This is a genomic window from Nostoc sp. PCC 7107 (genome assembly GCF_000316625.1).
Taxonomy (GTDB): Bacteria; Cyanobacteriota; Cyanobacteriia; order Cyanobacteriales; family Nostocaceae; genus Nostoc_B.
Genome location: NC_019676.1, coordinates 3537472 through 3561677, shown reverse-complemented (window position 1 = coordinate 3561677; position 24206 = coordinate 3537472). Strand labels below are relative to the sequence as shown.

At 40.8% G+C, this 24206-nt stretch carries 19 protein-coding genes and 1 pseudogene; 10 read left to right on the top strand and 10 right to left on the bottom strand.

Annotated elements, in window-relative coordinates:
- Positions 1-85: 85 nt before the first annotated feature.
- The 3 genes from NOS7107_RS15245 to NOS7107_RS15235 are packed head-to-tail and all read left to right on the top strand — an operon-like array spanning position 86 to position 3934.
- Positions 86-2506 (top strand): DnaB-like helicase N-terminal domain-containing protein, encoded by a 2421-nt coding sequence (locus NOS7107_RS15245; RefSeq protein ID WP_015113846.1) that lies wholly within the window; start codon positions 86-88, stop codon positions 2504-2506.
- Positions 2499-2726 (top strand): hypothetical protein, encoded by a 228-nt coding sequence (locus tag NOS7107_RS15240; RefSeq protein WP_015113845.1) that lies wholly within the window; start codon positions 2499-2501, stop codon positions 2724-2726. Before NOS7107_RS15245 ends, NOS7107_RS15240 begins: the two co-directional genes overlap by 8 nt.
- A 23-nt stretch (positions 2727-2749) precedes the next feature.
- The gene (locus NOS7107_RS15235) at positions 2750-3934 is read left to right on the top strand and encodes a tyrosine-type recombinase/integrase (RefSeq protein WP_015113844.1); all 1185 of its coding nucleotides are present in this window, start codon (positions 2750-2752) and stop codon (positions 3932-3934) included.
- Positions 3935-4097: 163 nt separating this feature from the next.
- On the opposite strand, the gene NOS7107_RS15230 is transcribed toward NOS7107_RS15235, so the two are convergent.
- The 4 genes from NOS7107_RS15230 to NOS7107_RS15215 form a co-directional block, all read right to left on the bottom strand.
- A complete protein-coding gene (locus tag NOS7107_RS15230; RefSeq protein ID WP_015113843.1) occupies positions 4098-5273 on the bottom strand; it encodes a M20 family metallopeptidase in 1176 nt (391 codons plus the stop codon).
- Positions 5274-5506: 233 nt separating this feature from the next.
- Complete coding sequence (locus NOS7107_RS15225) at positions 5507-6094, bottom strand: pentapeptide repeat-containing protein (RefSeq protein ID WP_015113842.1); 588 nt, start codon at positions 6092-6094, stop codon at positions 5507-5509.
- Positions 6095-6731: 637 nt separating this feature from the next.
- Positions 6732-8471 (bottom strand): serine/threonine-protein kinase, encoded by a 1740-nt coding sequence (locus tag NOS7107_RS15220; RefSeq protein WP_015113841.1) that lies wholly within the window; start codon positions 8469-8471, stop codon positions 6732-6734.
- A 136-nt stretch (positions 8472-8607) separates the two neighbouring features.
- Positions 8608-10209 carry a peptide ligase PGM1-related protein gene (locus tag NOS7107_RS15215; RefSeq protein ID WP_015113840.1) on the bottom strand — a complete coding sequence of 534 codons (1602 nt, stop codon included), beginning with the start codon at positions 10207-10209 and terminating at the stop codon, positions 8608-8610.
- 418 nt (positions 10210-10627) lie between these two features.
- On the opposite strand from NOS7107_RS15215, the gene NOS7107_RS15210 reads away from it, so the two are divergent.
- Positions 10628-11566, top strand: a complete 939-nt coding sequence (locus NOS7107_RS15210) for a phosphoribulokinase (RefSeq protein WP_015113839.1) — start codon at positions 10628-10630, stop codon at positions 11564-11566.
- Positions 11567-12281: 715 nt separating this feature from the next.
- Entirely contained in the window at positions 12282-12995 is a 714-nt protein-coding gene (locus NOS7107_RS15205; RefSeq protein ID WP_015113838.1) for a tetratricopeptide repeat protein, read from the top strand.
- Between the two features lie 277 nt (positions 12996-13272).
- Here NOS7107_RS15205 and NOS7107_RS15200 read toward each other — a convergent pair whose 3' ends face one another.
- The 3 genes from NOS7107_RS15200 to NOS7107_RS15190 form a co-directional block, all read right to left on the bottom strand.
- Positions 13273-13683 (bottom strand): hypothetical protein, encoded by a 411-nt coding sequence (locus tag NOS7107_RS15200; RefSeq protein WP_015113837.1) that lies wholly within the window; start codon positions 13681-13683, stop codon positions 13273-13275.
- A gap of 297 nt (positions 13684-13980) precedes the next feature.
- Entirely contained in the window at positions 13981-14424 is a 444-nt protein-coding gene (locus NOS7107_RS15195) for a hypothetical protein (RefSeq protein WP_015113836.1), read from the bottom strand.
- Between the two features lie 327 nt (positions 14425-14751).
- Positions 14752-17724: a valine--tRNA ligase gene (locus NOS7107_RS15190; protein ID WP_015113835.1), complete on the bottom strand. Its 2973-nt coding sequence runs from the start codon at positions 17722-17724 to the stop codon at positions 14752-14754.
- A 143-nt stretch (positions 17725-17867) separates the two neighbouring features.
- Between NOS7107_RS15190 and NOS7107_RS15185 the strand changes: the two genes are divergently transcribed.
- The 5 genes and pseudogenes from NOS7107_RS15185 (at position 17868) to NOS7107_RS15165 (ending at position 22184) form a co-directional block, all read left to right on the top strand.
- Positions 17868-18233, top strand: coding sequence for a GxxExxY protein (locus NOS7107_RS15185; RefSeq protein ID WP_044500822.1), 366 nt, complete (start codon positions 17868-17870; stop codon positions 18231-18233).
- 55 nt (positions 18234-18288) lie between these two features.
- A complete protein-coding gene (locus NOS7107_RS15180; protein WP_015113833.1) occupies positions 18289-19551 on the top strand; it encodes an MFS transporter in 1263 nt (420 codons plus the stop codon).
- Positions 19552-19557: 6 nt separating this feature from the next.
- The gene (locus tag NOS7107_RS15175) at positions 19558-20535 is read left to right on the top strand and encodes an N-acetylglucosamine kinase (protein WP_015113832.1); all 978 of its coding nucleotides are present in this window, start codon (positions 19558-19560) and stop codon (positions 20533-20535) included.
- A 9-nt stretch (positions 20536-20544) separates the two neighbouring features.
- The gene (locus NOS7107_RS15170) at positions 20545-21291 is read left to right on the top strand and encodes an elongation factor G domain IV (RefSeq protein ID WP_015113831.1); all 747 of its coding nucleotides are present in this window, start codon (positions 20545-20547) and stop codon (positions 21289-21291) included.
- Between the two features lie 51 nt (positions 21292-21342).
- Positions 21343-22184 (top strand): annotated as a pseudogene (locus NOS7107_RS15165) (Rpn family recombination-promoting nuclease/putative transposase).
- Between the two features lie 33 nt (positions 22185-22217).
- On the opposite strand, the gene NOS7107_RS15160 reads toward NOS7107_RS15165, so the two are convergent.
- The 3 genes from NOS7107_RS15160 to NOS7107_RS15150 all read right to left on the bottom strand — a co-directional run bounded on the left by NOS7107_RS15160 (position 22218) and on the right by NOS7107_RS15150 (position 24174).
- Positions 22218-22457 (bottom strand): hypothetical protein, encoded by a 240-nt coding sequence (locus tag NOS7107_RS15160; protein ID WP_015113830.1) that lies wholly within the window; start codon positions 22455-22457, stop codon positions 22218-22220.
- Positions 22458-22612: 155 nt separating this feature from the next.
- Complete coding sequence (locus tag NOS7107_RS15155; RefSeq protein WP_015113829.1) at positions 22613-23161, bottom strand: phosphate-starvation-inducible PsiE family protein; 549 nt, start codon at positions 23159-23161, stop codon at positions 22613-22615.
- A gap of 86 nt (positions 23162-23247) precedes the next feature.
- The gene (locus NOS7107_RS15150; RefSeq protein WP_015113828.1) at positions 23248-24174 is read right to left on the bottom strand and encodes a lipopolysaccharide assembly protein LapB; all 927 of its coding nucleotides are present in this window, start codon (positions 24172-24174) and stop codon (positions 23248-23250) included.
- Positions 24175-24206: the final 32 nt, after the last annotated feature.

Below are 24206 nucleotides of genomic sequence, written 5' to 3'. Positions count from 1 at the left end.
CTTTTAGTAATTAAAAAACCGAGCGTTCGGTTAACAACAACTCGGTTCCTAGTATTTAAAAAAACAAATTAGGAGGTAAACAGAAATGGTCGCCGCATTAGATTTTAAACCATCTTATCCATCCGCTGCGGAACGCCCGCCAGCCAATCTAGAGGCAGAAGAAGCTGTTTTAGGGATGATTCTGTTTAACCCCGAAGCTATCTATAGGGTAGCAGATTTCTTGCCTGTAGAAGCATTTTATATTTCCCCTCATAAGGAAATTTACAAAGCTGCTCTATCACTCCAAAGAAAAAAAATTCCAGTAACTTTTCTGACCATAACTGATTGGCTAGAAGAAAAGAAATTACTGCTTCAAGTAGGTGGACGGAACAAATTATATACACTTGTAAGCAAAACAGTAAGTGATATCAACCTTGACCATTTAGCTTGGTTGCTGGTTGACAAATACATTAATAGACAGCTATTAAGCTTATCTAATGAAATCAGTCATTTAGTTTTTGAAAGTGAAATTGATACACCACAAAAACTTTCAAAAATTGAAGAAAAAGTTTTAAGTATCACCGAATGCCCTCTCAAGCACAGAGAAGATGATTATGAAAGATGGCAGTATAACAACTTGATTAAAGCCATCAGAGAAATTGAATCAAGTGTTGATGATCCAGGTTTAAAAATGATGAAAATGCACAACCTAGCCAAAAAACACGGCAATGGGATGAGTCCTCAATTATTGGAGACGATTTACTACAAATCGTTGCTAAATGGCGAGAACGAACCAGCTATGACCCTAAGCGAATTTGAAGCTAAGTACGGTCAACTGGTGAACGAATGGCACATGAACGGGTTATTGCCCAAAGGTAAAGTCGTTTTACTGTATGCCAAAGGAGGGGAGGGGAAAACTCGCATTGCCTACGAACTAGGACTACATTTAGCCACGGGTCAAGCTTGGAGCGGCTTTCCTGTAAATGGCAAATGCAAACTACTTTATGTGCAAACCGACGAATCACCCAATGACACTTTATCGGTTCTCAAGTCCAGGGGATACGAAAACTCAACGGAAATTCATCTGAAATCAAGATGGACAGTTGACCATACCGAATCACTCAAAAAAGAAATTCAACGCCTTGGGTCGCAATTTATATTGATTGATTCTCTTAGCTCAGTCAATAAAAACAGTTTGTTTAGTGAAAACGATGTTGAGTATGCCCGACCCATACTCAGGCTGAAAGAAATTGCTCAAGAATTGGGTGTCACGATTTTGATTATTCATCACGCCAACAAAGAAGGTGATACCAGAGGTTCCTCTGCGATTTTCGCCAGTGTTTCTGAAGTTTGGAAACTGGCAAGAGATGTTTCTGCCGACGCGCCAAGTGACGGCACTGGCAGATTATTAACTATTGAAAAATCAAGGTCACGCGCTCCAGCCACCTATAAATTGCAATTCTGCCCAGAGGATAAAAGCTGGATTTGTTTAGGGAAGGAGGGAGAAATGGGTAATACCAACGCATCACTAAAAGATGCCATTATCGAATTTTTAGAAGACAACCGAGGCACAAATTATGAAGCAGAAGAAATAACCCATGAATTGAGGGGACATTTAGACAGTATACGCCGAGCTTTATTCCAACTAGCGGAAGACGGCATCATTTACAAAAAAGAACTGATTCCCCGTAAAGGCAAGCCCCAAAAATATTATCTGCCCAGTTACAATAGACACACTGCCTCGCTTCAAACTGGCGGCGATCGCTTCCATGATTCTGATCCACAGTCTCCACTTTCTGATCATACGGATGGATCAGAAAAATTTCCGCCAATTACAAGGGTTTTGGAGTTTTCTGATCATGGTATAAACTATGACGGATCAGAAAAATTTCCGCCATTTGCAAGGGTTTCAGAAGTTAGTGATCCACACCCCCCCAAAAATACAAATTCTGATTTTGTAAAAAATTCCCTGAAAAATAGTGATCCTGGATCAGCATTGGCTGAAAGTCATATAAATCAGGCAAAACTTTCTGATCCACTTTCTGATCCGGTTTCTGATCCAAGGGTGGTGGATCAGAAAAATCGCAACATTCCGTTACAAAGGCAGAAGGAAGAGCAAGAAGACAAACGCATCAGCATCGATGTGAAGTCAGGTACGAATACGGCGAATATTGCTGTAGTCAAAAGATTTAAAAGATACATCGAGGTAAAAATTGATTACGTATTCGCAGACAACAGTACTGCTTCTCAGATAGCTCACCCCACAGATTTAAAGGAAGCCCAGCAAATAGCAATGGTAGAAATGCAACACTGGGAATCCCATCAGCCAAATGCTACTATTTCCACACTCTACCGAGTTAGACAACTTGGGGAAGATGATTTTATTTGGGTTGAAAATTGTCAATTAATAGATGTTCCTCAGCCACCGATTAAACAGTGGTATGTCTTCCAGACAGCAGCAGGTAAATCATTACAAGTGCGTGGTGCTGATGAATTTGAATTAATGCCACAGGTGAACAATGACTGATTTCAGCAGTGAATTAAACCCGGTGATTTTAGAACATCGTTGTCCAGAGTGTCATGATTGCAATCTTTATTTCCTACCTCATGACCCTGGCACAACTTTTGATGTTGAGTGCGACACTTGCGGCTGGGAAGGATATTTTTCACAGAAAGAAGTAGCAGAAGTTATGAAAAATCATATTCCCATGCAGTATTGGGAAATTATTGATAACTGGCAAGACTAATTAAAGGTGGTGAAAATTGTAAGTTGGCACGAAATCACGCTGACCAATGGATTAATACTGACCCAGAAACTAACCGCTTAAGTTTGCGTTTCCGAGTCAGAGGATTTGCAAAACAATTCTATCTGTCATCAGGCTTAGTGGACACTCCAGTTAACCGCGAAATTGTGCGGTTGAGACGTGATTTAATCAAGTCTGATATTGCCTTAGAACGGTTTGATGGTTCTTTAAAATCTTATTGTTTCAACCCCATACGTAATGGAATTGAAGCTTGTCCTGTGAGCAATTACCCATTAAGCTTGGGTGAATTATGGAACAGGTTCACTGAATTCAAAAAAGCCTTACTAGAACCAACCACAATTAAAAGTAACTATGGTGCCACAGCCAGATACATTGCCAGATTGCCCACCCAGGATTTAAGACAAGCACCACAAATCCGCGATTGGCTACTAGTGAATACAACCCGCCGTATGGCTTGGGAGTTGTTAGTGAGGTTCAACGAGTGCTGTGTATGGGGTGTTGACTCTGGACTGATTACTCAAAATCCGTTCGAGCGACTCAAAATTAAAAAACCCCGCAAAAGTAGTGAGGTGTCAGAGCAGATATTGGCATTCACTATTGAGCAACGGGATTTGGTGATTCAAGGCTTTGAATCACACCGATTGCATAGCCATTATGCACCGCTTGTAAAGTTTTTGTTTTACACAGGTGTTCGTTTAGGCGAAGCTTTTGCCCTCACATGGAGCGATGTTAATGCTGATTGCACCAAAATTTCAATTACAAAATCCTGCAACTTATATAAAGTTCGCAAAGGTACAAAAAATGGCAAGCGCCGCATATTCTCGACCGTACCAAATTCCAAACTTCATCAATTGCTGCTAGAGCTAAAACCACCCGCCGGAGGTGCAGCAAGTAAAACGATATTCATCTCAAAACAGGGAACCCAGATGAACGGGGACGCACTATATAACGCTTGGTATGGTTGCCCGAATAAAGACAAATTTTACCCAGGTGTAGTTAAAGAGCTTGCCAGTGAAGGATTATTGCCATATCTCAAACCCTACTCAACTCGCCATACCTTCGCCACCTGGGCGATCGCCAGTGGTATCACACCGGATCGAGTGGCTTTGTTGATTGGGGATGAGGTTTCAACTGTTTTGAAATATTACTGTCACCCGAATGTTGTTAATTTTGAATGTCCTGATTTTTGAAAGTCTACCCTTTGACTCACTTAAACAGAAAATTGATTTTATCTACTTTGTTGTGCCGCCTTGCGAAGAATGAGTTTTGTACCATCAAAAGCTGTAATCTGAAAATTGAGCAGTAATACTACTCAATTTTCAACAAAAAAGCCTTGATTTTTGCGGGTTTCAGTCACAGCCAATATTTATAGGCAGCATAAGCCATAGTGACAACTCCCGTTAAAATTGCTGACTCATCAACTTCAAATTCGGGATGGTGTAATGGGTGATTGATCATTCTATCTTTGTAACCCACACCCAAACGGAACATTGAACCAGGAGCGTGGTCTAAATAAACAGAAAAATCTTCTGCACCGAGAGAAGGTTCTGGTAAAACTTGCACGCGATCGCTACTCCAAGCTTCTTCTGCGGCTGATTGCAACAACTGAGTTAAAGAATAATCGTTTTGGACACTGGGGACACCTTGACGGTAATTAACTTGATACTTTGCGCCGTAAGCATGACAGACATTCGCCACAATATTTTCAATCCAATTGGGGAGATGGGCGCGAGTTTCGGGATGAAGCGATCGCACTGTTCCCCACAACTGCACTTGATCAGCAATCACATTGGGCGCTCTACCGCCTTGAATTTTACCAATACTCAGCACCACCGGGCGCAAAGGATTCTGAGTCCGGCTGATGGCTTGTTGTAAAGCACTAATAACTTGAGAAGCAATCCAGATCGCGTCAATTGCTTCATGGGGACGCGCACCGTGTCCAGACTCACCAATAATCGTAATCTCTAAATCATCAGCCGCAGCTGTCAACGCCCCATAACGTATCCCAATTGAACCTGCGGGTATAGAAGGAAAAACATGAACGCCTAAAATAGCAGAAACATTTTTCATTGCCTGATCTTGCACCATCCAGTGCGCTCCTTGGGCAATTTCCTCTGCGGCTTGAAATAAAAAGCGTACCTTACCACCCAATTCATCGGCGACTTGAGACAATACCATCGCTGTACCTAATCCGACTGTGGTATGAACATCATGACCACAAGCGTGCATTACACCATTTGTACGGGAAGCATATTCTAAACCTGTACGTTCTTGGATGGGTAAAGCATCCATATCTGTCCGAATAGCTAACAAACGATGATCAGCACCGGTACCCTGCACTTCCCCAATTACACCAGTTTTACCCACACCTTCTTGCACATGCAGACCACTAGAAGACAGAACCCCAGCCACAAAAGCAGCAGTTTGGTACTCTTGACCACTAAGTTCTGGATGAGAGTGAAGATGACGGCGAATTTCAACTAACCGGGGCGCTAGTTTTGTGGCAATGTCTTTAATACGGGATAGCATCAATCAATTTCAGTTACGAGCTTTGTTCCCATGATAAAGAAGTGTTTATGAAGAAAATGTTCTGGATTAGTGATTGGTGTTGATCACAATCTGGTTTGATTGCTGAAATTATTTGTGCGGGGAAGGGGAATAGGGAACACAAAAAACAGGTTTTAATAGAGATTTTGCATAACTATTCAAGTAGAGGAAGTCTTACGGGGACTTATTTGTTCCTACTCCCGACTCCCTATTCACTACTTCTGACTCTCTACTTCCTCTGATTGTGTATAACAAGTTGTGCCTTGTGTATTTCCTGCTTTAAATTTGTTACATTGTTTGGGAATTACACGTTCTGAAGACCACCAGTAGGGTTTATCAGAAGTCACATTCCCAACGGGTAAGGTAGTCAGTCGGAAATTAGCTCCGCGAAAATTAGTTAAGTATAACTTAGCACCTAATAAATTTGACGCCGTCAAATTGGCACCGATAAAACCTGTAAAAGACAAATCAGAATTTTCTAAGGATGCTGATGTTAAATTGGTACCTGTTAAAGATGCAGCTGTGAGATTGGCTGATTTTAGTACTGCACCTTCGAGATTTGCGCCAGTCAAATCTGCATTTGAGAGATTCGCTTGAGATAAATTTGCTCCCTTTAAGTTAGCCCCGCGCAAGTTTGCACCAGCTAAATTAGATTGGCTTAGGTCGATACCGCTTAAATCACACCGAGGACAAGCCCCAGATGTTTTTAACTGTTCTAGGTCTTGCTGATTCAGACCCAAAGCTTTTTCTGTTAACCCAGTAAAAACTAGTAGAGCAACAAGGCTGGCAATCTGGAGTTTCATAATTTTTACGGATATTTCTATAGGTGATAGGTTAAGTGTCGAGCTACTGTCATACTTAACATATACACATATACCGCTGACTCAGCAAATCCTAGGAATGAAGTGGTGATGAAGAAGCTATAAAAATAGTATAAATTCTGATTTTTGGACTACACAAAACCGAATTTAGGTTTTAAAATCGAGTCATAAGGAACTATACCGAACTCACTATAAAGTATCACATATACGATCCCCCTAGCTAGATAAACAAAGTAGCTAGGGGGATCTTGTTTTAAGCATTTATACTAATACAGTTAAGTTAAGGTGATGAGAGTTGATTTCTCAATTTCTGCTTACCTATCAGACAATCAGCAAGATTTGGGGGATTCTCCTCGCCTTCAAGTCGACAAAGCTGCCCAACGCAGTAGCTCCCCAAGCCCCCGATTGGGGGTTGTGTCCTCTAACCCCCTGCAAAATCATTCTTGCGTTTTTGGTTGAGTAATTATTTGTTGGTTTTGTTGTGATTTAGTTTTCTTATCTGAACCGTATTGGCTTTTATACCATCAGGACTGACGCACAAAGATTGTCTATGAAGGCTGGGTGTGGGGGGTGAAAGGGTTTTGAACACCTTTACCCCAGCAACTCCAAACGCTATTACTTAGCGCCATCCCAAAAAGCGCAGTCCCGGAATAATTAAGTAATGACTGACTCCCAGCCAAAAACTCATAAAAATGGCGACCAAAGCAAACAAAGCCAAGGGTAGACCTAATTCTGACCAAAGGGCTTGGGGCGAAAAGTGAAAGACTGTGGCGGGGAAGCCTAAAATAAATAAGCCGGAAAAAATCAGCGCTGTGCCAACTGCGGCGACTAAGGCATAAACTATGTGATGGCTGCGGAACCCAAAGCTGAGGGATAACAAAAATATTGATACAGCAATCATGACTATCAAACCATCACTACTTTGTTTTGGGGAGATGAGTTGCCAAAATAACCAACCAAATCCATAGCTGATCATCCCCATGATTGAAGCGACTAAAAACCGTCGCCGTTGACTAAAACATCCAGATAATGTTAGACCCCAGGCGGTTCCCAAGCCAGCGCTGATAAATACTAAAATGTCTGCACCAAAGTTAGTTTGAGAATGGGGAATTAATCCTGGTAGCTGACCCAAGATTAATTCCACAATGCGATCGCCTAAAATTGTCCGGTAAGCTATAAAAAAACCGATAATTGTGCCAAAACAAGCTCCTAAGCTAGACAGCAGCATCGCCCAAATAATCGCCAAACAAGCTTGAATAATGTTGAACAACGCTTTGGCGATGAACAAGATTGTTTGACCAATAGCTTGGATGAAATCAGCAAAAGCCCGTTCAATGGCTTGAATGAGCAGTATGAAGTAATTGCTGGGAGTTGAGTTTTGGCGTTGGGAGAATAAACCTGGTTTGTCAGGTTTATTAATTTTTGCTAACCGTTTAAGAATGATGGCTGCATTTGTTGGACGCGATCGCACATCTTCCTTTACCATCGCATCTAGTAAATCGGCAAATTGTGCATTCACATTCACCAGATTCCGCCAGCGCAATTCCCCTGTTTGCATATCTTCCAACTCTGGCGGATATTTACCTGTGAGTAATTCAATCATTGTCCGGCCAAGAGCATAAAAATCAGCCGCAGGCCCCACATTCCCCCCAGTTACTTGTTCTGGTGGACTGTAACCAGAAGAAAATAACCGCGTTGAACTCGACTCTCGGCGCTGCATTGCGGCGTTAATTTGTTTGACACCACCAAAATCAATTAATACCAGTTGTTCCCACCCTGTTTTGGCTTGAGTTGGCGGTGCGGTTGAGGCTGGTATCCGCAACATTAAGTTAGAAGGTTTAATATCGCGGTGAATAATTTGGCATTTGTGTAATTCTTGTAAAATTTTGACGGCTTGGGTGAACCAGTTGAATATTAAATTCTCTGGACATCCTTGAGGATAGTTATTGAGTATTTCATCCAGCGTCGGCCCGTTAATTTTTTCCATCACCAAACAAGCTAATTGGCGTGGTTTCGGACTAGTCAAATTGATCTGAAAAAAACCATCAGCTTCAACTCTAGGAACACCAGGATGCTGCAAACCAATTAAAACTGAGGCTTCTTGTGTAAACAATTCCTGCGCTTTTGGTGACGCTTCCACCAAAACCTTTAGCACTTTTTCTGTTTGAGTTTTTTCATCCCAAACTGTATAAATTTGGGCAAAACCACCCGAACCCAATGGTTCTAGTGGGACATAGCGGTCTAGCAGCTGTAGCAATGCGCCACAACTGTTACAAAATTTGTTTCCCCAAGGTTGGGGGTAAGGACGTTGACAATCAGGATTTATGCAGTGAACCGCCCTTTGGGGGATATGGGACACAACCGCTACAATACAAACGCTGAGTTGATTTTAACCTATGTTCAGGAGGTAGAAGGCAGGAGGCAGAAGGCAGAAGGCAGGAGGCAGGAGGTTAAAGGGTAAAATTTCACACTTCATACTTCACACTTCACACTTTCTAACTGTATCCATCCCAAGCAATGGGGAATGTGTAATCAGAAAATAGAGGAAAATTTTGATTGTCGCTGCGGGTTTCTTCATCTAATACATTGACAACTTTGTTATAAATATCTTCGGCTTGTTGAGGAGAATCACCGATACTGGTTAATCCCAACTTGCCAAATTGAGAAAGACATCCCATTAAATGAAAGACTGTACCCGTTTCCGTGCCACTATCAAAGTGCAATCTGTGATGAGCAATAATGTCCATTAAATCGTTTGGTAACAATCCTCGATAGCGGTCTTTTTGCAGATTATCAGTGGCAACATAGTATTTAGGACGACCTTGTTGACTGTAAAACAATCCTGTGGAAAGGTCATAACGTCCATTTGTTAATAATTTTAAGGTCATGAAAGGATGGGTAGTACCACCTTTACGCAGGTTAATTTCAATCGCTTGAATATCCCAATTGTTATCACCTTGATCTACAGCGATAAAATCAACACCAAATCTTTCTAGTGCGCCTTTTTCTGCTAATTGTCTGCCTACTTTTAAGCCTAATTGTTGTAGTGGTAAGCGATAGCTTTCATCGGCGGGAAAGCGACATCCCAGATAAATTTGACCGTCTGGGCCTCCGAGAATTTGGTCGTGGGTAGACAGGATTTCGACTTCACCTGTGGGTGTGATGCGTCCTTGGACACTGGGCGAAAGTTTGATTTCTCCTTCGACAAATGCTTCGACAATTGCGCCTAATTCAGTTATCCGTCCCGAAAAATTTGCCCAAGTTTCTTGTTTAGCTTGAAAGCGCAAGGTGGAAAAGCGATCGCTAATTGCTGCTATTCTTTGCTCACCAGTAGCTTGCCCTGGTGCTAAATTCATAATTGGGCTTAAATCTAGCAGGGCGTTACCTTCCCCAGAAATTCCTTCATTGAGTTTTACCACCATCCGTTTTAATGTCGGTTGGCGTTCCCACAAATCACAGGCGGCTGCTGCTAAATCTTGAGAATTCCAAACTCTTACACTACCATCTGGATGAGGAACTTTACTTTCAGCAAAAATTTGCCGACTACCACTTTTTGTTCCCCAAATTTGTAAATCTGGCGCGGCTGCATATAATGGCACATTTAATTTTAAAGATAATTCTGCTTCTAAATGTGTAGAGTTGTAGCAGATCATAAATGATTTTTCTAATCTTAAAGCTTGCTGAATTCGATCTAGCAAGCGAGGACGGTCTAAAATTTTTTGGCTGAGTGGTTGTAGCGAAGAATCGTAAGTAGAAAGCAACAACAAACGATTGCGTGCATGGGAAAATGGAATTCCTGGTAATAATTGGAGGTAGTAGTCAATAATACTAGGATGCAGCGGCATAGAGGTGATATAAATCAGCCTTGTCCGAGGATTTCGCAAGCGCATTAGGGAGAATAATAATCTCTCTTCATAATGTTCACAACCTGCAATTTTGCGGAGTTCGCACTGATCAATACTGAGAGAAGGAATAACCACTATATCTGCTTCACTATTATCAAATAGCTCAATAGTTTTCCAGCGATCGCGCAAAATTGACTGCAAGCGGCGAAATTGATCAACCTGATCCAACTCCGAAACATTTAAAGTTACCATAATCCTTACCCTATCGTGATCCCCAACACTGCCGTCTTTCTTCGGTATACCGCACAGTCGGCGACATCCAGCTAACCCTTAATACTTCTTGACTGCGAAGATTAATTCTTTACTTCTGTCATAGTAAAGATTGGTGTGATTGATTGCATACACCCAAAAGTAGGAACAATCCAACAATATGTATAATTAATCGGGTCAGATTACCGATTTATACTTGAGCGATCGCACCCAAAGAAGCAATGTTTACATCTGTGCAATATGCCAGATAATCTTGGCAAAAAATGATTACACAGATAACTTTATGTATAGAGATGTTGCAGACAAGACTGTGATACAAGTTACTTGCTAATTCCCTTCTAAAATAAAACAACGGTGTCTGCAAAATTTATTATTAATTTGTTCGTGTCGGGGGTGGGTAATGAGCCGTCCAATAATTCTTGGGATTGTAGGTGATAGTGCTGCGGGTAAAACAACATTAACCAGAGGGATTGCTCAGGTACTTGGGCCAGAAAATGTTACCCTCATTTGTACAGATGACTACCACCGTTACGATCGCCAGCAACGTTCAGAAATTGGCATTACAGCCTTACATCCTGACTGCAACCATCTAGATATTATGCAGCAGCACCTGTCCCTACTCCGCACAGGACAGCCAATCCTCAAACCTGTTTACAGTCACAAAACAGGCTCTTTTGAGCCGCCGCTGTACATTAAGCCCAATAAATTTGTCATTATTGAAGGTCTACTTGGTTATTCTACCCGTGCCGCCCGCGAATGTTACGATGTCAAAGTTTATCTAGCACCCCCAGAACCATTACGTGCCAAGTGGAAAGTTAAACGAGACACCCTAAAACGCGGCTACACTCCAGAACAGGTATTGGCAGAATTAGATAAGCGTGAACCAGACTCAGAACAATTTATTCGTCCCCAACGACAGTGGTCAGATATTGTAGTCAGTTTTTATCCACCTAGCGGTGAAGTGGAAGAAGCCAATGGTCATCTTAATGTGCGTCTAGTCCTGCGTCCGACTATTCCTCATCCCGATTTCACACCAATTATCAATTTAAGCAATGGTGTTTCTGGGTCAGCAATTCGCTTGGGATTAGACCGAGATATGAATAAACCAGTGGATGTGTTGGAAGTTGATGGTCACGCCACCTTAGAACAGGTGAATAAACTAGAACATATCATCTGTTCTGATATGCCCCATTTACGCAGTGTCTGCGATCGCGAAAGTAACCCAGAATTAGGCAAAATTGCGGGTACAACCGGAGAAACTTTACAAAGTTATCCTTTGGCGCTGACGCAGTTAATTATTACCTACCACATGCTAAAGGCGACACAAATATATCAATAAGGAAGGATTTAAGGGAACGGGGCTGATGTTTCTATTGCTTGGTTGCACAGCATCTCCAAGCTAAATCCTTTTTCGGTAATATCATCTCCTGAATAAACGCAATGTGCAGCTTATTTTTGCAATCCCACTTCCATAGAATTTGCAACTTGAATGCACACTAGCTTACCCCTACACCCTTCTCGAAAACGTTTTCTTACCTAATTCCTAAAAATATAAGTAGCCCACGCAGAAATCATAGTCTGATTTTTCTCTTAATAAAATAAATTCGTCCTAGATATAGAAGTTTGGGATGTAAGGGTTTGCGGACTTACACCTCACATCCTTATACCCATCAGACGGGAAGCAGCTGTTGCGTCTACGCACCCAATCTCAAGAACTAACCTTGAGGACTACCCTAAACTCTACACTCTATAGGGCAAGCGCAAAAAAAACCATATTTGTAAGTCTACTACCTGGGTATTTCTAATCCCCATCCAGATTGATATTTATTTTTTTCTGGAATTCTACTTGCGAGTGAAGTATCTATTAGTAAGTTAGTGCATGAATTGTAGGTGTAAGACCAAGTATTTTACTGGTTATGGTACCTACTATTGCTTCTGACATACTTATTACTGAGTAATCAAATGCACAGTAAAAATAATATTGGGGCAGAACTACCACCATAGATAAAACTCTAAATTAATTTCAAAGCGCAAGCATCTGAGGCAGGTAAAGTATGAATAGTCACTCATTTTTAACTTCTGGCGACCAGCAAAATAACTGCTATCAATACGTTGTAAATGATACATTGGGTTTTACCCGACATGAGGCGAATGGTAGCGTTCAATCTGTTGTCCAAGAAAGTTATTTACGCTCTTGTGCTTTGAAATCAGCTAAACAAGGAGATTATAACCAAGCGATCGCTCTGCTAAATGAATTAATTCGTCGTTATCCCCAAAATGCTGCTGATTACAACAATCGTGGGTTAATTTATTTTCAAAGCGGAGAAAAGCAAAAGGCTTTTTGTGATTACAACACAGCCCTAGATTTAAATCCCAATTTAGCTAGTGCTTATAATAATCGCGCCAATTACTATGCAGCTTGTGGAGAACTAGCTGCGGCTTTGGCAGATTATGACCAAGCAATTGATTTGAATCCTCGTTATGTGCGAGCCTGGATTAACCGAGGCATTACCTTCCGCGACTTGGGACAATATGAAGAAGCAATTGAAAATTTGGAAGTTGCATTGCTTTTTGGTCAATTAGAAGCGCATATTTGGGCAGAACGCGGTAGAACTTATCATTTGTGGGGTGACTGGAATTGTGCGATCGCTGATTATCGTCGTGCTATGGCAAAGCTACCTACACTCAATAATAGCGTTGATGTTTCAGGTTATCGTTTGCGCTTACAAATCGAAACTTGGTTAAATGATTTGCTATCTGAAAAATAGAAAGTAGTAATTGGGGAAATAAACCATTGTCATCTTTGATCTTGGGTTTTTCCCCTACACTAGCTATCCGAAAAGTAAGGATGAGAGACAGACTCACGAATTAAGAATTAGTATGACGACCCTGTATTACTAATGGCTAATAGATGATTATTAAATTAATTGTCAGAAATTAGCTATTAGCATTCTATATATTTTCGATGCGTATACATCTATATACTTAAATATTCATAGAAAGAATTGCAATCACTCCAATTCTGCAAGTCCAGCAAGACTTTGCTTAGGGTAAAGAATTTATGACATCAATTTCTTTACCATCTTGATTCATCAACACAATCGGACGCTGATTAGGTGCAAATCTGTATCCTTGCTGTTCTGTAATCGCTTTAGTTTGGCGGGGATCAAAATTGCGGACGAACTCTGCCTGTAAAGTACTCACACGTCCTTCCATAATTTTGACTTCAGTGCGAACTTCTCGCAACCTTCCTTGCTGTGACCAATGATAAGGTAGAAGTTGTGTCAGCGCCGATGCTGCTGCTCCTAAAATTGCCAAATTAACTCCGATCTTGAGTGTAGTTTCGAGCGCCATTATTTGATGAGAACGCTGGCGAAGATGCCGCTTTGGTCGAGGTACAGTTCGAGGCTGTTGTATAGGTTGTAACGGCTGTCTCGATGGTTGGAAGGCGTTCATAATACTAAAAATAACTTTACTTGGAACAACGTGATCAACAGTCTACTGTGGCTAAATAAAGCTGAAGTTAGCTGTCATATTACTTCATTTTTTTGAGATTGCTACACGTATGTTATTTGTTAAAAAACAACCTGACATACGTAAGTAATTAATGGTTAGCAGTTTATTTTACCCAGCTATCATTCTGAAAAACTGCACCTTTGTATCCCAGGATTATTAATCCTTTGTGATTTTATGTCAATTGCCAACCAACATGTTAATGGCTATTACCCCATATCGGTTATGATGCTGCATTCTTTAACTATCGGCAGCCTCATCTTTGTGATTTCCGTTTCTCTCACGTTTGAGACTTTCTTCTAAGGCTTGAATTTGTTCACGGCGGGCTTCCAATTCTAGAGAACGACGAGCCAAGTCTTGATTTTGCAAAGTTAGAGATTGTCGCCACTGTTCAGCACGTTCTGCTTCTTGTTGTAACAATTCTGGGGTAATGCCAGTTGTGAGGTAGGCTTGAACTAAGTTCATTACCCAATTACTAGCTTCTTCTAACTTGGCAATTTCACCTGTGGCAGAAAGTTCAACTAAAACCAGCAATCCTTCACTTATAGTTTTGCCTTTCCCCAAAAGGATAAAAGCTTCTTCTGGAATCATTGCCCAGAGTTGATCAGTTTCTTGACGTGCTAACAAGCGCAACTGGTACTGGTCTAAAAATTCATTTTTATGTACCTGAGCTAGATATAGCATGATCGTCTTTTTGCTCCAGCTTACAATTAAAAATTAAAAAATTAAGTACAAAAATTTATATTAAACAACAAAATTAATAAGACTTATGCAAGTCTCGTATTTTTTTGGTTTAGGCTGTCTAGAGTCAATGGTCAGTAGTCCAAAAAACCTTTATTTTTGACCCTTGACCCTTGACTGTTGACTCTTGTAGCAGAAAATAGGTGTGCCAGTTGCGTAAGTCCTGTTTAAAACACTGATTTTGTGTTGAAAATTATCATTGAGCAATGGGTAATTGCAATTAACTCTGCCATTACCCATTAAAGTGATGCTAGACTTTGCAGACAATACCTACAGCAATGTCTGAAGGCGTAAGCGCAAAATTTCGGCTTGTTTTTCTGCCTCAGCTAAGGCATCTTTCGCCCCTTGTACCACGTCGGCTGGAGCTTTATCGACAAACTTAGGATTGCTTAACCTACCTCTGAGAGACTGGGCTTCTGCTTCGACTTTAGTAAGGTTTTTAGCTAATTTGGCACGTACTGTTTCGATGTCAACAACACCAGTCAGGGGAATGACAACTTGAACTGTACCAATGACCCCAGCAATGGTTTGTTCTGAGGCTGGGACTGGTTCTAAAACTGCTGGCGGCTGTTCTGGGAGTTTAGCTTTGGCAAACAATATACTGCGGGCAATAAACCAAATACTATAACCTAAACCCACAATTTCAAAGAAAGTACCAGCCAGGGGAATTTGATTAACAGTATGCGCCACAGCTAAACCTATTCGCAGAAATACAAGCCCGGCTATTACTAAGCCAATAGTCTTCCAATTCCACTGCGATTTTGACGGCGCTACAGTTTGGCTTTTTTGCTCTTCCGCAAACGTTAAAGCTTCTACCTTAGCCAAATCTTTGATATAAGCTTGTCCAGCCGTTAAAATTTGCTGTTCCTTGAGGCTATCGGTCTGTAAATTCACCTTCACTTTCGCCCCTGGCTTGACATCCGCCTCCGCCCGTAAATTACGAATCGTGCGGATAGTACCAATTAGCAGTTCAAACTGTTCTTCCAACGCGGGATCAATTAAGTTAGCCTCGGCTTGGGGATAAGCTTGTAAAGCTAAAGTTTGCAGAGAATCTGCGGGTTGTTGAGTGAGGGTTTGCCAAATTTCTTCGGTGATGTGGGGCATAAAGGGATGCAGTAGTTTTAAAATCCCTTCCAGTACGTAGGCGAGGACTTGTTGGGCGGTGCGGCGGGATGCGGGATCGGCACCTGGTTGTAACCGAGATTTCACCAACTCAATATACCAGTCGCAGAAATCGCCCCAGATAAATTCGTAAATTCCCTTGGCTGCTTCCCCTAAACCGTAGTTATTGATGTAATTGGTAGTTTGGTTAATAACTTGATGATAGCGAGAAATAATCCAGCGATCGCTTAATTCACTAGCAACGGGTTGTCCTAGTTGTTGCGGTGTCTGTCCATCCAAATTCATCATCACAAACCGCGCCGCATTCCACAACTTGTTGGCAAAGTTGCGAGAAGCTTGCACGGATGCTGATTCATCCTTGTCGCGATCGTATTCTAAGCGGATATCTTGACCAGCACCAGCAACTTCCTTCACTAAGGTGTAGCGTAAGGCATCTGTACCATATTTATCAATTAATAATAATGGGTCAATGCCATTACCTTTGGTTTTAGACATTTTCTGACCTTTTTCATCCAGCACTAACCCGTGGATGTAAACATCATGAAACGGCATTTTCCCGGTGAAATGACCAGCCATCATTGTCATTCTCGCTACCCAGAAAAAGATAATGTCAAAACCTGTCACTAAGGTAGTGGTGGGGTAGTACTTAGCTAAATCTGGGGTTTGTTCTGGCCAGCCCAAAGTAGAAAACGGCCATAGTCCTGAAGAAAACCAAGTATCTAATACATCTGGGTCTTGTTGAAGTTGGACATTTTCGCCAAATTGGGCTTTCGCTTTTTCCCAAGCCTCCTCGGTCGATTTCGCCACCACAAACGGCGTAGTATCAGTAATTTGTCCGCCTGTTTCACTCACAGCGTACCAAGCGGGAATTTGATGTCCCCACCACAATTGACGGGAGATACACCAATCTCGCAGACTCACCAACCAATCACGGTAAACCTTTGTCCAGCGTTGAGGAACAAACTCAGGAGAATTTTGTTGGTCGAGAAATGCTAGGGCGTTGTCCGCCATTGGGCGAATTTTGACAAACCATTGAGTAGACAAGAGAGGTTCAATGGGAACTTTACCGCGATCGCTATAAGGAACGGTATGCTTATAATCTTCAATTTTGACTAAAACTCCATCAGCTTCCAGACGCGAAACTACATTTTTTCTTGCCACAAAGCGGTCTTGTCCTTGAAACTCCCCAGCATTAGCATTCAGAGTCCCATCTTTATTCAAAATATTAATAAACGGCAAATTGTGACGCTTACCCATTTCAAAATCATTGGGATCATGGGCTGGCGTTACCTTCACGCAACCAGTACCGAAAGTTGGGTCAACCAATTCATCGCCAATAATTGGGATTTCCCGCTGCATAATTGGCAAAGTCAAAGTTTTACCAATCAGATGCTTATATCTATCATCATTGGGATTTACTGCCACCCCAGTATCACCCAACATCGTTTCTGGTCGAGTCGTCGCCACCTCAACATAACCAGAACCATCTGTTAAAGGATAGCGGAAATGCCAAAGATTACCGTTAACCTCTTGTTTTTCCACCTCCACATCCGACACCGCCGACTGAGTAGCCGGACACCAGTTCACCAAATATTCACCACGATAAATTAACCCTTCCTGGTAAAGACTCACAAAAGCTTCCACCACAGCTTTAGATAAGCCCTCATCTAACGTGAACCGTTCCCGCGACCAGTCCACCGATACACCCAAGCGGCGTAACTGATTCACAATTGTGCCACCAGACTCCGCCTTCCACTGCCAAGCGCGTTCGAGAAATTCCTCACGCCCCAACTCAGCGCGAGTTTTACCCTCTTTTTTGAGTTGTCTTTCTAGCATCGTATGGACAGCGATACTAGCGTGGTCAGTTCCCGGTAGCCACAAAGTATTGCGTCCCTGCATCCGGTGATAGCGTACCAGCACATCAATCAGCGCACTTTCAAAGGCGTGACCCATGTGCAAACTACCAGTAACATTCGGCGGCGGAATCACCACACAATAAGGTTCACCGCCGTGATTAGGGTCAGCTTTATAAACTTGGTTTTCTTCCCAGAATTTTTGCCACTTAGCTTCAGTGGTAAACGGATCGTAGAGACTGGGGAGATTCGAGATAGTTGCGGTCATGCTGGGAAAATTAACTGTGGAAGAACTTTAATAAATTTTGCCACAGGCTTGAGATGGGAACGAACCACAGAGAGAAGTTGCGTGCGGGGGTTCCCCCTGTTGAGCAAACTTCGGTGGGCGCAGAGAACGCAGAGGAAAGAGAGATGAATCATTTGACGGGTGAGGTAATTGGTGCAGCGATAGAGGTGCATAAGGTTTTGGGGCCAGGGTTTCTGGAAGAGGTGTATCAGGAGGCACTGATTATAGAATTTTTAAGGCGAGGAATACCTCATGAGTTTGAAAAGAGCGTAACAGTTTATTACAAAGGCCATGAAGTAGGTAAAGGTAGATTAGATTTTTTGGTTGCCAATTCTCTAATTGTGGAATTAAAAGCAGTCCAAAACCTAGCCCCCATTCACGAAGCACAAGTCCTTTCCTACCTAAAAATGACAAAATATCCTCTAGGTCTCCTCATAAACTTTAATGTCCCTCTTCTCAAAGACGGCATCAAACGCATTATCCTCTCCTAATAACTCTTTTCTCAGCGCCCTCTGTGCCTCTGTGGTTCGTTAAAAAAATCAAAATATGTCACGCTCCCCCTGGCTTTACATCCCCACCTTATATTTCGCCTCCGGTGTACCTTACATCATCATCAACACCGTCTCCGTCATCTTTTACAAAAAACTCGGCGTAGACAACACCCAAATTGCCGTGTGGACAAGTCTTCTTTATCTTCCTTGGGTGATTAAAATGTTCTGGGGGCCAATTGTTGATACTTATTCCACCAAACGCACCTGGATACTCTACACCCAACTAGCAATGTTCTGTTGCTTGGGTTTAATTGCCTTTTGCTTACAATTACCTAATTTCTTTTTTATCTCCCTCGCCGCCTTAACAGTGGGAGCATTTATTTCTGCAACTTATGATATCGCCACAGATGGCTTTTATCTACTAGCTTTAACTCCAGAACACCAAGCCTTTTTTGTCGGCATTCGCTCGCTATTTTATCGACTTGCGGTTATTTTTGGTTCGGGACTGTTAGTAGTTTTAGCTGGTCAACTTGAAGGCTATCTCAACAACATTCCCTTAAGCTGGAGTGTATCGATTGGTTTTTCTGCTGTAGTTTTAGCCATAATTTCTATTTTCCATAGCTTCAGTTTACCTTTACCAGATTCCGATAAACCAAGACAACTACAAAACACAGATAAGATGCCTTTTTGGACAATTATAAGTTCTTATTTTGCTCAAGAAAAAATTGCAGTCATCTTAGCATTTATTTTACTTTACCGATTTGGTGAGGCGATGCTTGTTAAGTTTGCTTCTTTATTTTTGTTAGATAAACCAGACGCAGGCGGACTAGGATTATCTACTTCGGATGTTGGTTTAGTATACGGTACATTTGGAGTAATCTCACTAATTGCTGGGGGAGTTTTAGGGGGATTGGTAATTGCCAAGTATGGTTTAAGAAGATGTCTCTTTCCTATGGCTTTAGCCTTGAATTTACCAGATTTATTTTATGTTTATATGGCTTATAACCAACCTTCGTTGAACTTAGTTTATCCGCTGGTTTCATTAGAACAATTTGGTTACGGTTTTGGGTTTACAGCTTTTAGTGTTTACTTGATGTATATTTCCCAAGGTGAATATAAAACATCTCATTTTGCTATATCTACTGGCATTATGGCTTTAGGAATGATGCTACCTGGAATCGTCAGCGGCTATTTACAACCATTATTAGGATATCCATTGTTTTTTAGTTTGGTTTGTTTGCTAACTATTCCGGGAATGATTGTGTTATTTTTCATTCCTTTAAAAGCAGAAGCACAGAAAAAATCTCCTGCACATTAAGAAGCTATGAATTATGTTTTAGGAATAGATGGCGGTGGTAGCAAAACCTTATGTATCTTGATGGATGACAAATATCAAGTACTAGGTCGAGGTGCAGCAGGCGCATCTAATTATCAAAGCATAGGCGTTGAAGCCGCAAGACAATCAATTTATTCTGCTATTCAAACAGCAGCAAATGAAGCATTAAAATTCACGAATACAATCGAAATCTCAGCCTTCTGTTTAGGTTTAGCAGGTGTTGGACGTTCTAGAGATATTGAAGTAGTTAGAAGTATGGTACAGGAATTACAAAATAGTCAATTCTTGCCAATTACTTGGGATTTACAGCCAGCTAATATTATTATTTGTCATGATGCTTTGATTGCTTTAGTTGGCGGAATTGGTCATGACGTGGGAATTGTAGTTGCTGCGGGTACTGGTTCCATAATTTTTGGTCGAAATCAACAAGGAGACACTAAACGAGTCGGCGGTTGGGGATACATTTTAGGTGATGAAGGTAGTGCCTACAAAATTGCTGTTGCTGGTATGCAAGCAGCATTAAAATCTTATGATGGGTGGGAAATATCGACGAGTTTGATATCAGATTTTCAACAACATCTCGGTTTACAGAATATAGCAGAATTAATCGAAGTAATATATCAGCGTGGATGGGGAGTTAAAGAAATAGCCTCTTTAGCTCAAATTGTAGATTTAGCAGCCGCTTCAGGTGATACATTAGCTAATAATATAATTGACGATGTTGTTCAAGAATTAGTAAAAGCCACATCTACAGTTATTAATGCAATTTTTAGCCCTAACTCAGTTTGTGAAATTGTAACTACAGGTAGTGTGTGGCGAGGAGAAAGCAAGATACATAAGAGATTTACAAAAGCTATCGTTAATCAGTTTCCGCGGGTAAAAGTAAGTTTTCCTTGTGATGAACCTGCTTATGGTGCTGGTTTATTAGCTTTGCAGAGTTTATCTACTACAGGATTAAGATTTTAATTAATCTATATGAATGGCATAAAACTAAGTAAAACCCAATATTATACTTACGAGTCCAGAACTAAAAACCTTGAATGGTTGCATCGCACGATTGAGTTATTACATCAAAATCCAGAAAGAGGAAGATATGAAGAATCTGGAGAATTGTTTACCAATGAGACAATAGCAGCAGCTAGAAAATTACTAGAACTAATAGAAACCGCACAACCAAATTCCGAAGATATTAGCAATTTATATAATTTATTTAAATTTTATAAATGTATCCGTAATTCTGATTGGTATCACCTTTGTAGTTATATCGAAAATTGGCATTGGGTCGCTAATATTTGGGATGACTTTGAGGGAACACTGAAACTTAATTTATGGAATAAAGCAGAATATAAGCTTTATTCTATTGTTCAACCATTAATAGTAGAAGGTAAATTTGTGCGACAGTCTTCGAGTATTGACAGTTATGGTCATGTGTGCTTAAAAATCGAGCCTATAATTGCTAACTCACACATTGAGATTGTATGGCAAATTGATGATGAAGAAATCATTCCGCTTGAGTGGATACCAGCAATTTTTGAAGGAATTATTGATGGCATATTTGATTATTTTCATCAAACCAATATTGCCCTCAATTCTATGAGAATTATAATTAATGATGGTAGCTATCATCCAGTGGATTCTAAAGAGATGGATTACCGTATAGCAGCGAAAATCGCTTGGCGTAATGCTTTAATAAAAGCTGAAATTATTCCTATAAATATTTAGTATGAATACTGATAAACTCTGAATAGAAATTGTCAAATTAAAAGAATCCAGGTGCAAACTGACAAAATATTCTATAACTTATTTCAAGCTTTCCCTAGCATATTTTTTGCCATCATCGGCAAAACTAATGTCAATGCCAGCATCTATGAATTTGTTTCTGTTGAAATCAAAGAAACAGCCTTTCGCATTGATGGAGTATTTATTCCCAAAAACGAAAGTGCCGAACAACCTTTATACTTTGTCGAAGTCCAGTTTCAACTAGATGCAAATTTTTACGGCGTTTCTTTGCTGAGATATTTCTTTACCTACGACAAAACCCATCCGTCAATTTTTGGCGTGCTGTTGTTATCTATCCTCAGCGTAGTTTAGATCCCAATGACCAACAGCCTTATCGGTTGCTGCTGGATAGTTCCCAGGTGCAGCGCATTTATTTAGATGAATTGGGTACAGCAACAGAAAATTCTCTACAACTGTCTATTGTGCAATTAATTATTGCCAGTGAAGAAACGGCAGTTAACCAAGGTAGAGAATTAATTTTACAAGCAAGAGAACAACTGACAGATGAAGCAACCAAGAAACAAATTGTAGAATTGATAGAAACTATCCTTTTGTACAAGTTGACGCGGTTAAGCCGAGAGGAGTTGGCAGTAATGTTAGGTATAGATGACGAATTTAAAAAAACAAGGATGTATCAGTCCTTGAAGCAAGATGCTTTTGAAGACGCTAAGCAAGAAGCCAAGCAAGAAGCCAAGCAAGAAGCCAAGCAAGAAGCCAAGCAAGAAATCAAGCAAGAAGCTATACCTCGGTTGTTGGCTTTGGGTTTGAGTGTGGAACAAGTCGCGCAAGCTTTAGATTTAACAGTAGAGGAAGTACAGCAAGCAGCTGATAATTAGTCTGTATGACTCTATCAGCCACTTAACTTAGCTTTACATTTTGCCGTGTTGCAACACTTGTTGAAGATGTTGGCGGATTTCTTGTGCGTGTTCTATATCAGACTGGCGCAGTTTTTGGAATAATTCTACGCAAGGTTGAGAGTTTGCTTGTTGTGCATCTTGGATATATGTGTCATAAGCTTTAACTGCTTCAGCTTTATTGTGCAGTATGGTGACGAAATCGTACTCTAGGTTACTGATAGGTTCTTGAGATTGTCCGTTACCTGTAGTCATATATTTACCTTATGTAGGTTTCTATTTCATTTCTACTTACCCTACAAGTGTGGTTCATCTCCCCAAAAGCGTAGAAAAAAGCACAAAGGCTGCTAATGCAGCCTTAAACAAAAGTTGAATTTTTATTACCACAGAGTTATCACCTATTGGGTAATTTATGTCAGTGGTTGATGTTCATCACACTTATGTGAATATCGAAATTCTAGTTCGTTTTGTTTTTCTCTATTCCCTTGATAGACGATGGGGCAGAACTTGGTATTAGCACTCATGCAATCCATGTGTGGTGTTTTGGCGCACACGAGTAATAAACTACCTAAAATAAATAACAAGCCACAAATGGCGGCTGTTTGAATCCAGGAAATTTCTAAGGCTCCGTGAACAACTACTTCTCGGAGAACTGAGACAATTGTGACTTCAACTGCTACACCAACAGAAATACTATGCTCTTGCAAGTAAATCATTAATAGTCGAAATAACTCAACTAAAATCAAGACAAAGAGTATTTTTGCAGTGACATGTTTATAGTCTAATGTTTGTGTTAAGGCAATAAATATGCCCAATATTTGCATAATCATGACTGCAAATAAAGTTAAACACAAGACAATCACAAGTAAGTCTTGAAAAGCTTCCATGTTACGAGCAATTGAATGTCGATCCAGCCAGCGATCGCAAAATAAAAATCGACTTTTGAAGCGCTTTTGCATTGGTATGTTCCCATTAGGTCTATGTCACACCACACCAGCTAGTTTACCCATTTCTCTTATTGTGACCTATTGTTAAGATTCGCGCCTCAGCGTGGTTGGTAATTTAAATTTTGTACTTGTTGCAACAATTTTTCGGAATTTTGTACCCACTGAACATTCCTTTGAGCATTATACAAATCTCTAGCATATTGCAAGACTTGTGTAGCTTCGGCATATTTTTTTTGCTGCATGAATACTAATCCCGCACCATAATAAGCATTGGGATAATTAGAGTTAGCTTCAGCAGATTTTCTAAAAGCTGCTAATGCTTCTTTTAATTTGTTTTGGACAAACCAAATTGTCCCCAAATTATAATGTGCTTCTGTATATTTTGGATTAATTTTGATGGCTTGGCGAAAGGCATTTTTCGCCTTATCTAGCTTACCTTGTTGCAGATAGCATATACCTAAATGATAATGAGGTTCCGGCGCATTCTGACTATATTCTGCGGCTTTTTTAAAGGAGGCGATCGCTCTTTCCCAATCTTGTTGCTGTTGCTGTACTAAGCCCAAGTTATAGTGAGCAAAGCCGAGTTTTGGGTCTAATTCTATAGCTCTTTGTAAATAATCGTTTGCTTGCTGGATATTATTACCTTCTAACAAGGCTCCGCCTAGATTGGCAAAGGCGGGCGCAAACTGTGAATCTGCTTGGGTTGCTTGATAAAATGCGTCGGCGGCTGGCTTTAATTGTCCTGTTTGCCTGTATGCTAACCCTAAATTGTAATAGCCTGCCGCTAATTTTGGGTCTAGCTGAATCGCTTTTTGAAAAGAGGCGATCGCATCTTGGATTCTTCCTGCTTGAATTGACTGTAACCCTTGATTTAACCAGTCTACAGCTGCTTGATTAACTGATTGCGCCATCAACCAAGCGGGTTCAGCAGCAACAGCTTTGGGAGTTAGTAATAAACTACCATTACCTAATACGCTGAGATTTATTAACCCAATTATGGGATATTTATAGAATGATAACAACATTTTTTGCAAAAATTTAAGTTAGATTAAGCTAA

Bases quoted from the DNA above. Each gene is read 5' to 3' on its own strand.
- NOS7107_RS15205 (WP_015113838.1), top strand. From the start codon at position 12,282: ATGAATAGTCACTCATTTTTAACTTCTGGCGACCAGCAAAATAACTGC.
- NOS7107_RS15160 (WP_015113830.1), bottom strand. From the start codon at position 22,457: ATGACTACAGGTAACGGACAATCTCAAGAACCTATCAGTAACCTAGAG.
- NOS7107_RS15155 (WP_015113829.1), bottom strand. From the start codon at position 23,161: ATGCAAAAGCGCTTCAAAAGTCGATTTTTATTTTGCGATCGCTGGCTG.
- NOS7107_RS15195 (WP_015113836.1), bottom strand. From the start codon at position 14,424: ATGCTATATCTAGCTCAGGTACATAAAAATGAATTTTTAGACCAGTAC.
- NOS7107_RS15245 (WP_015113846.1), top strand. From the start codon at position 86: ATGGTCGCCGCATTAGATTTTAAACCATCTTATCCATCCGCTGCGGAA.
- NOS7107_RS15190 (WP_015113835.1), bottom strand. From the start codon at position 17,724: ATGACCGCAACTATCTCGAATCTCCCCAGTCTCTACGATCCGTTTACC.
- NOS7107_RS15170 (WP_015113831.1), top strand. From the start codon at position 20,545: ATGAATGGCATAAAACTAAGTAAAACCCAATATTATACTTACGAGTCC.
- NOS7107_RS15185 (WP_044500822.1), top strand. From the start codon at position 17,868: ATGAATCATTTGACGGGTGAGGTAATTGGTGCAGCGATAGAGGTGCAT.
- NOS7107_RS15175 (WP_015113832.1), top strand. From the start codon at position 19,558: ATGAATTATGTTTTAGGAATAGATGGCGGTGGTAGCAAAACCTTATGT.
- NOS7107_RS15240 (WP_015113845.1), top strand. From the start codon at position 2,499: ATGACTGATTTCAGCAGTGAATTAAACCCGGTGATTTTAGAACATCGT.
- NOS7107_RS15210 (WP_015113839.1), top strand. From the start codon at position 10,628: ATGAGCCGTCCAATAATTCTTGGGATTGTAGGTGATAGTGCTGCGGGT.
- NOS7107_RS15180 (WP_015113833.1), top strand. From the start codon at position 18,289: ATGTCACGCTCCCCCTGGCTTTACATCCCCACCTTATATTTCGCCTCC.
- NOS7107_RS15225 (WP_015113842.1), bottom strand. From the start codon at position 6,094: ATGAAACTCCAGATTGCCAGCCTTGTTGCTCTACTAGTTTTTACTGGG.
- NOS7107_RS15150 (WP_015113828.1), bottom strand. From the start codon at position 24,174: ATGTTGTTATCATTCTATAAATATCCCATAATTGGGTTAATAAATCTC.
- NOS7107_RS15200 (WP_015113837.1), bottom strand. From the start codon at position 13,683: ATGAACGCCTTCCAACCATCGAGACAGCCGTTACAACCTATACAACAG.
- NOS7107_RS15215 (WP_015113840.1), bottom strand. From the start codon at position 10,209: ATGGTAACTTTAAATGTTTCGGAGTTGGATCAGGTTGATCAATTTCGC.
- NOS7107_RS15230 (WP_015113843.1), bottom strand. From the start codon at position 5,273: ATGCTATCCCGTATTAAAGACATTGCCACAAAACTAGCGCCCCGGTTA.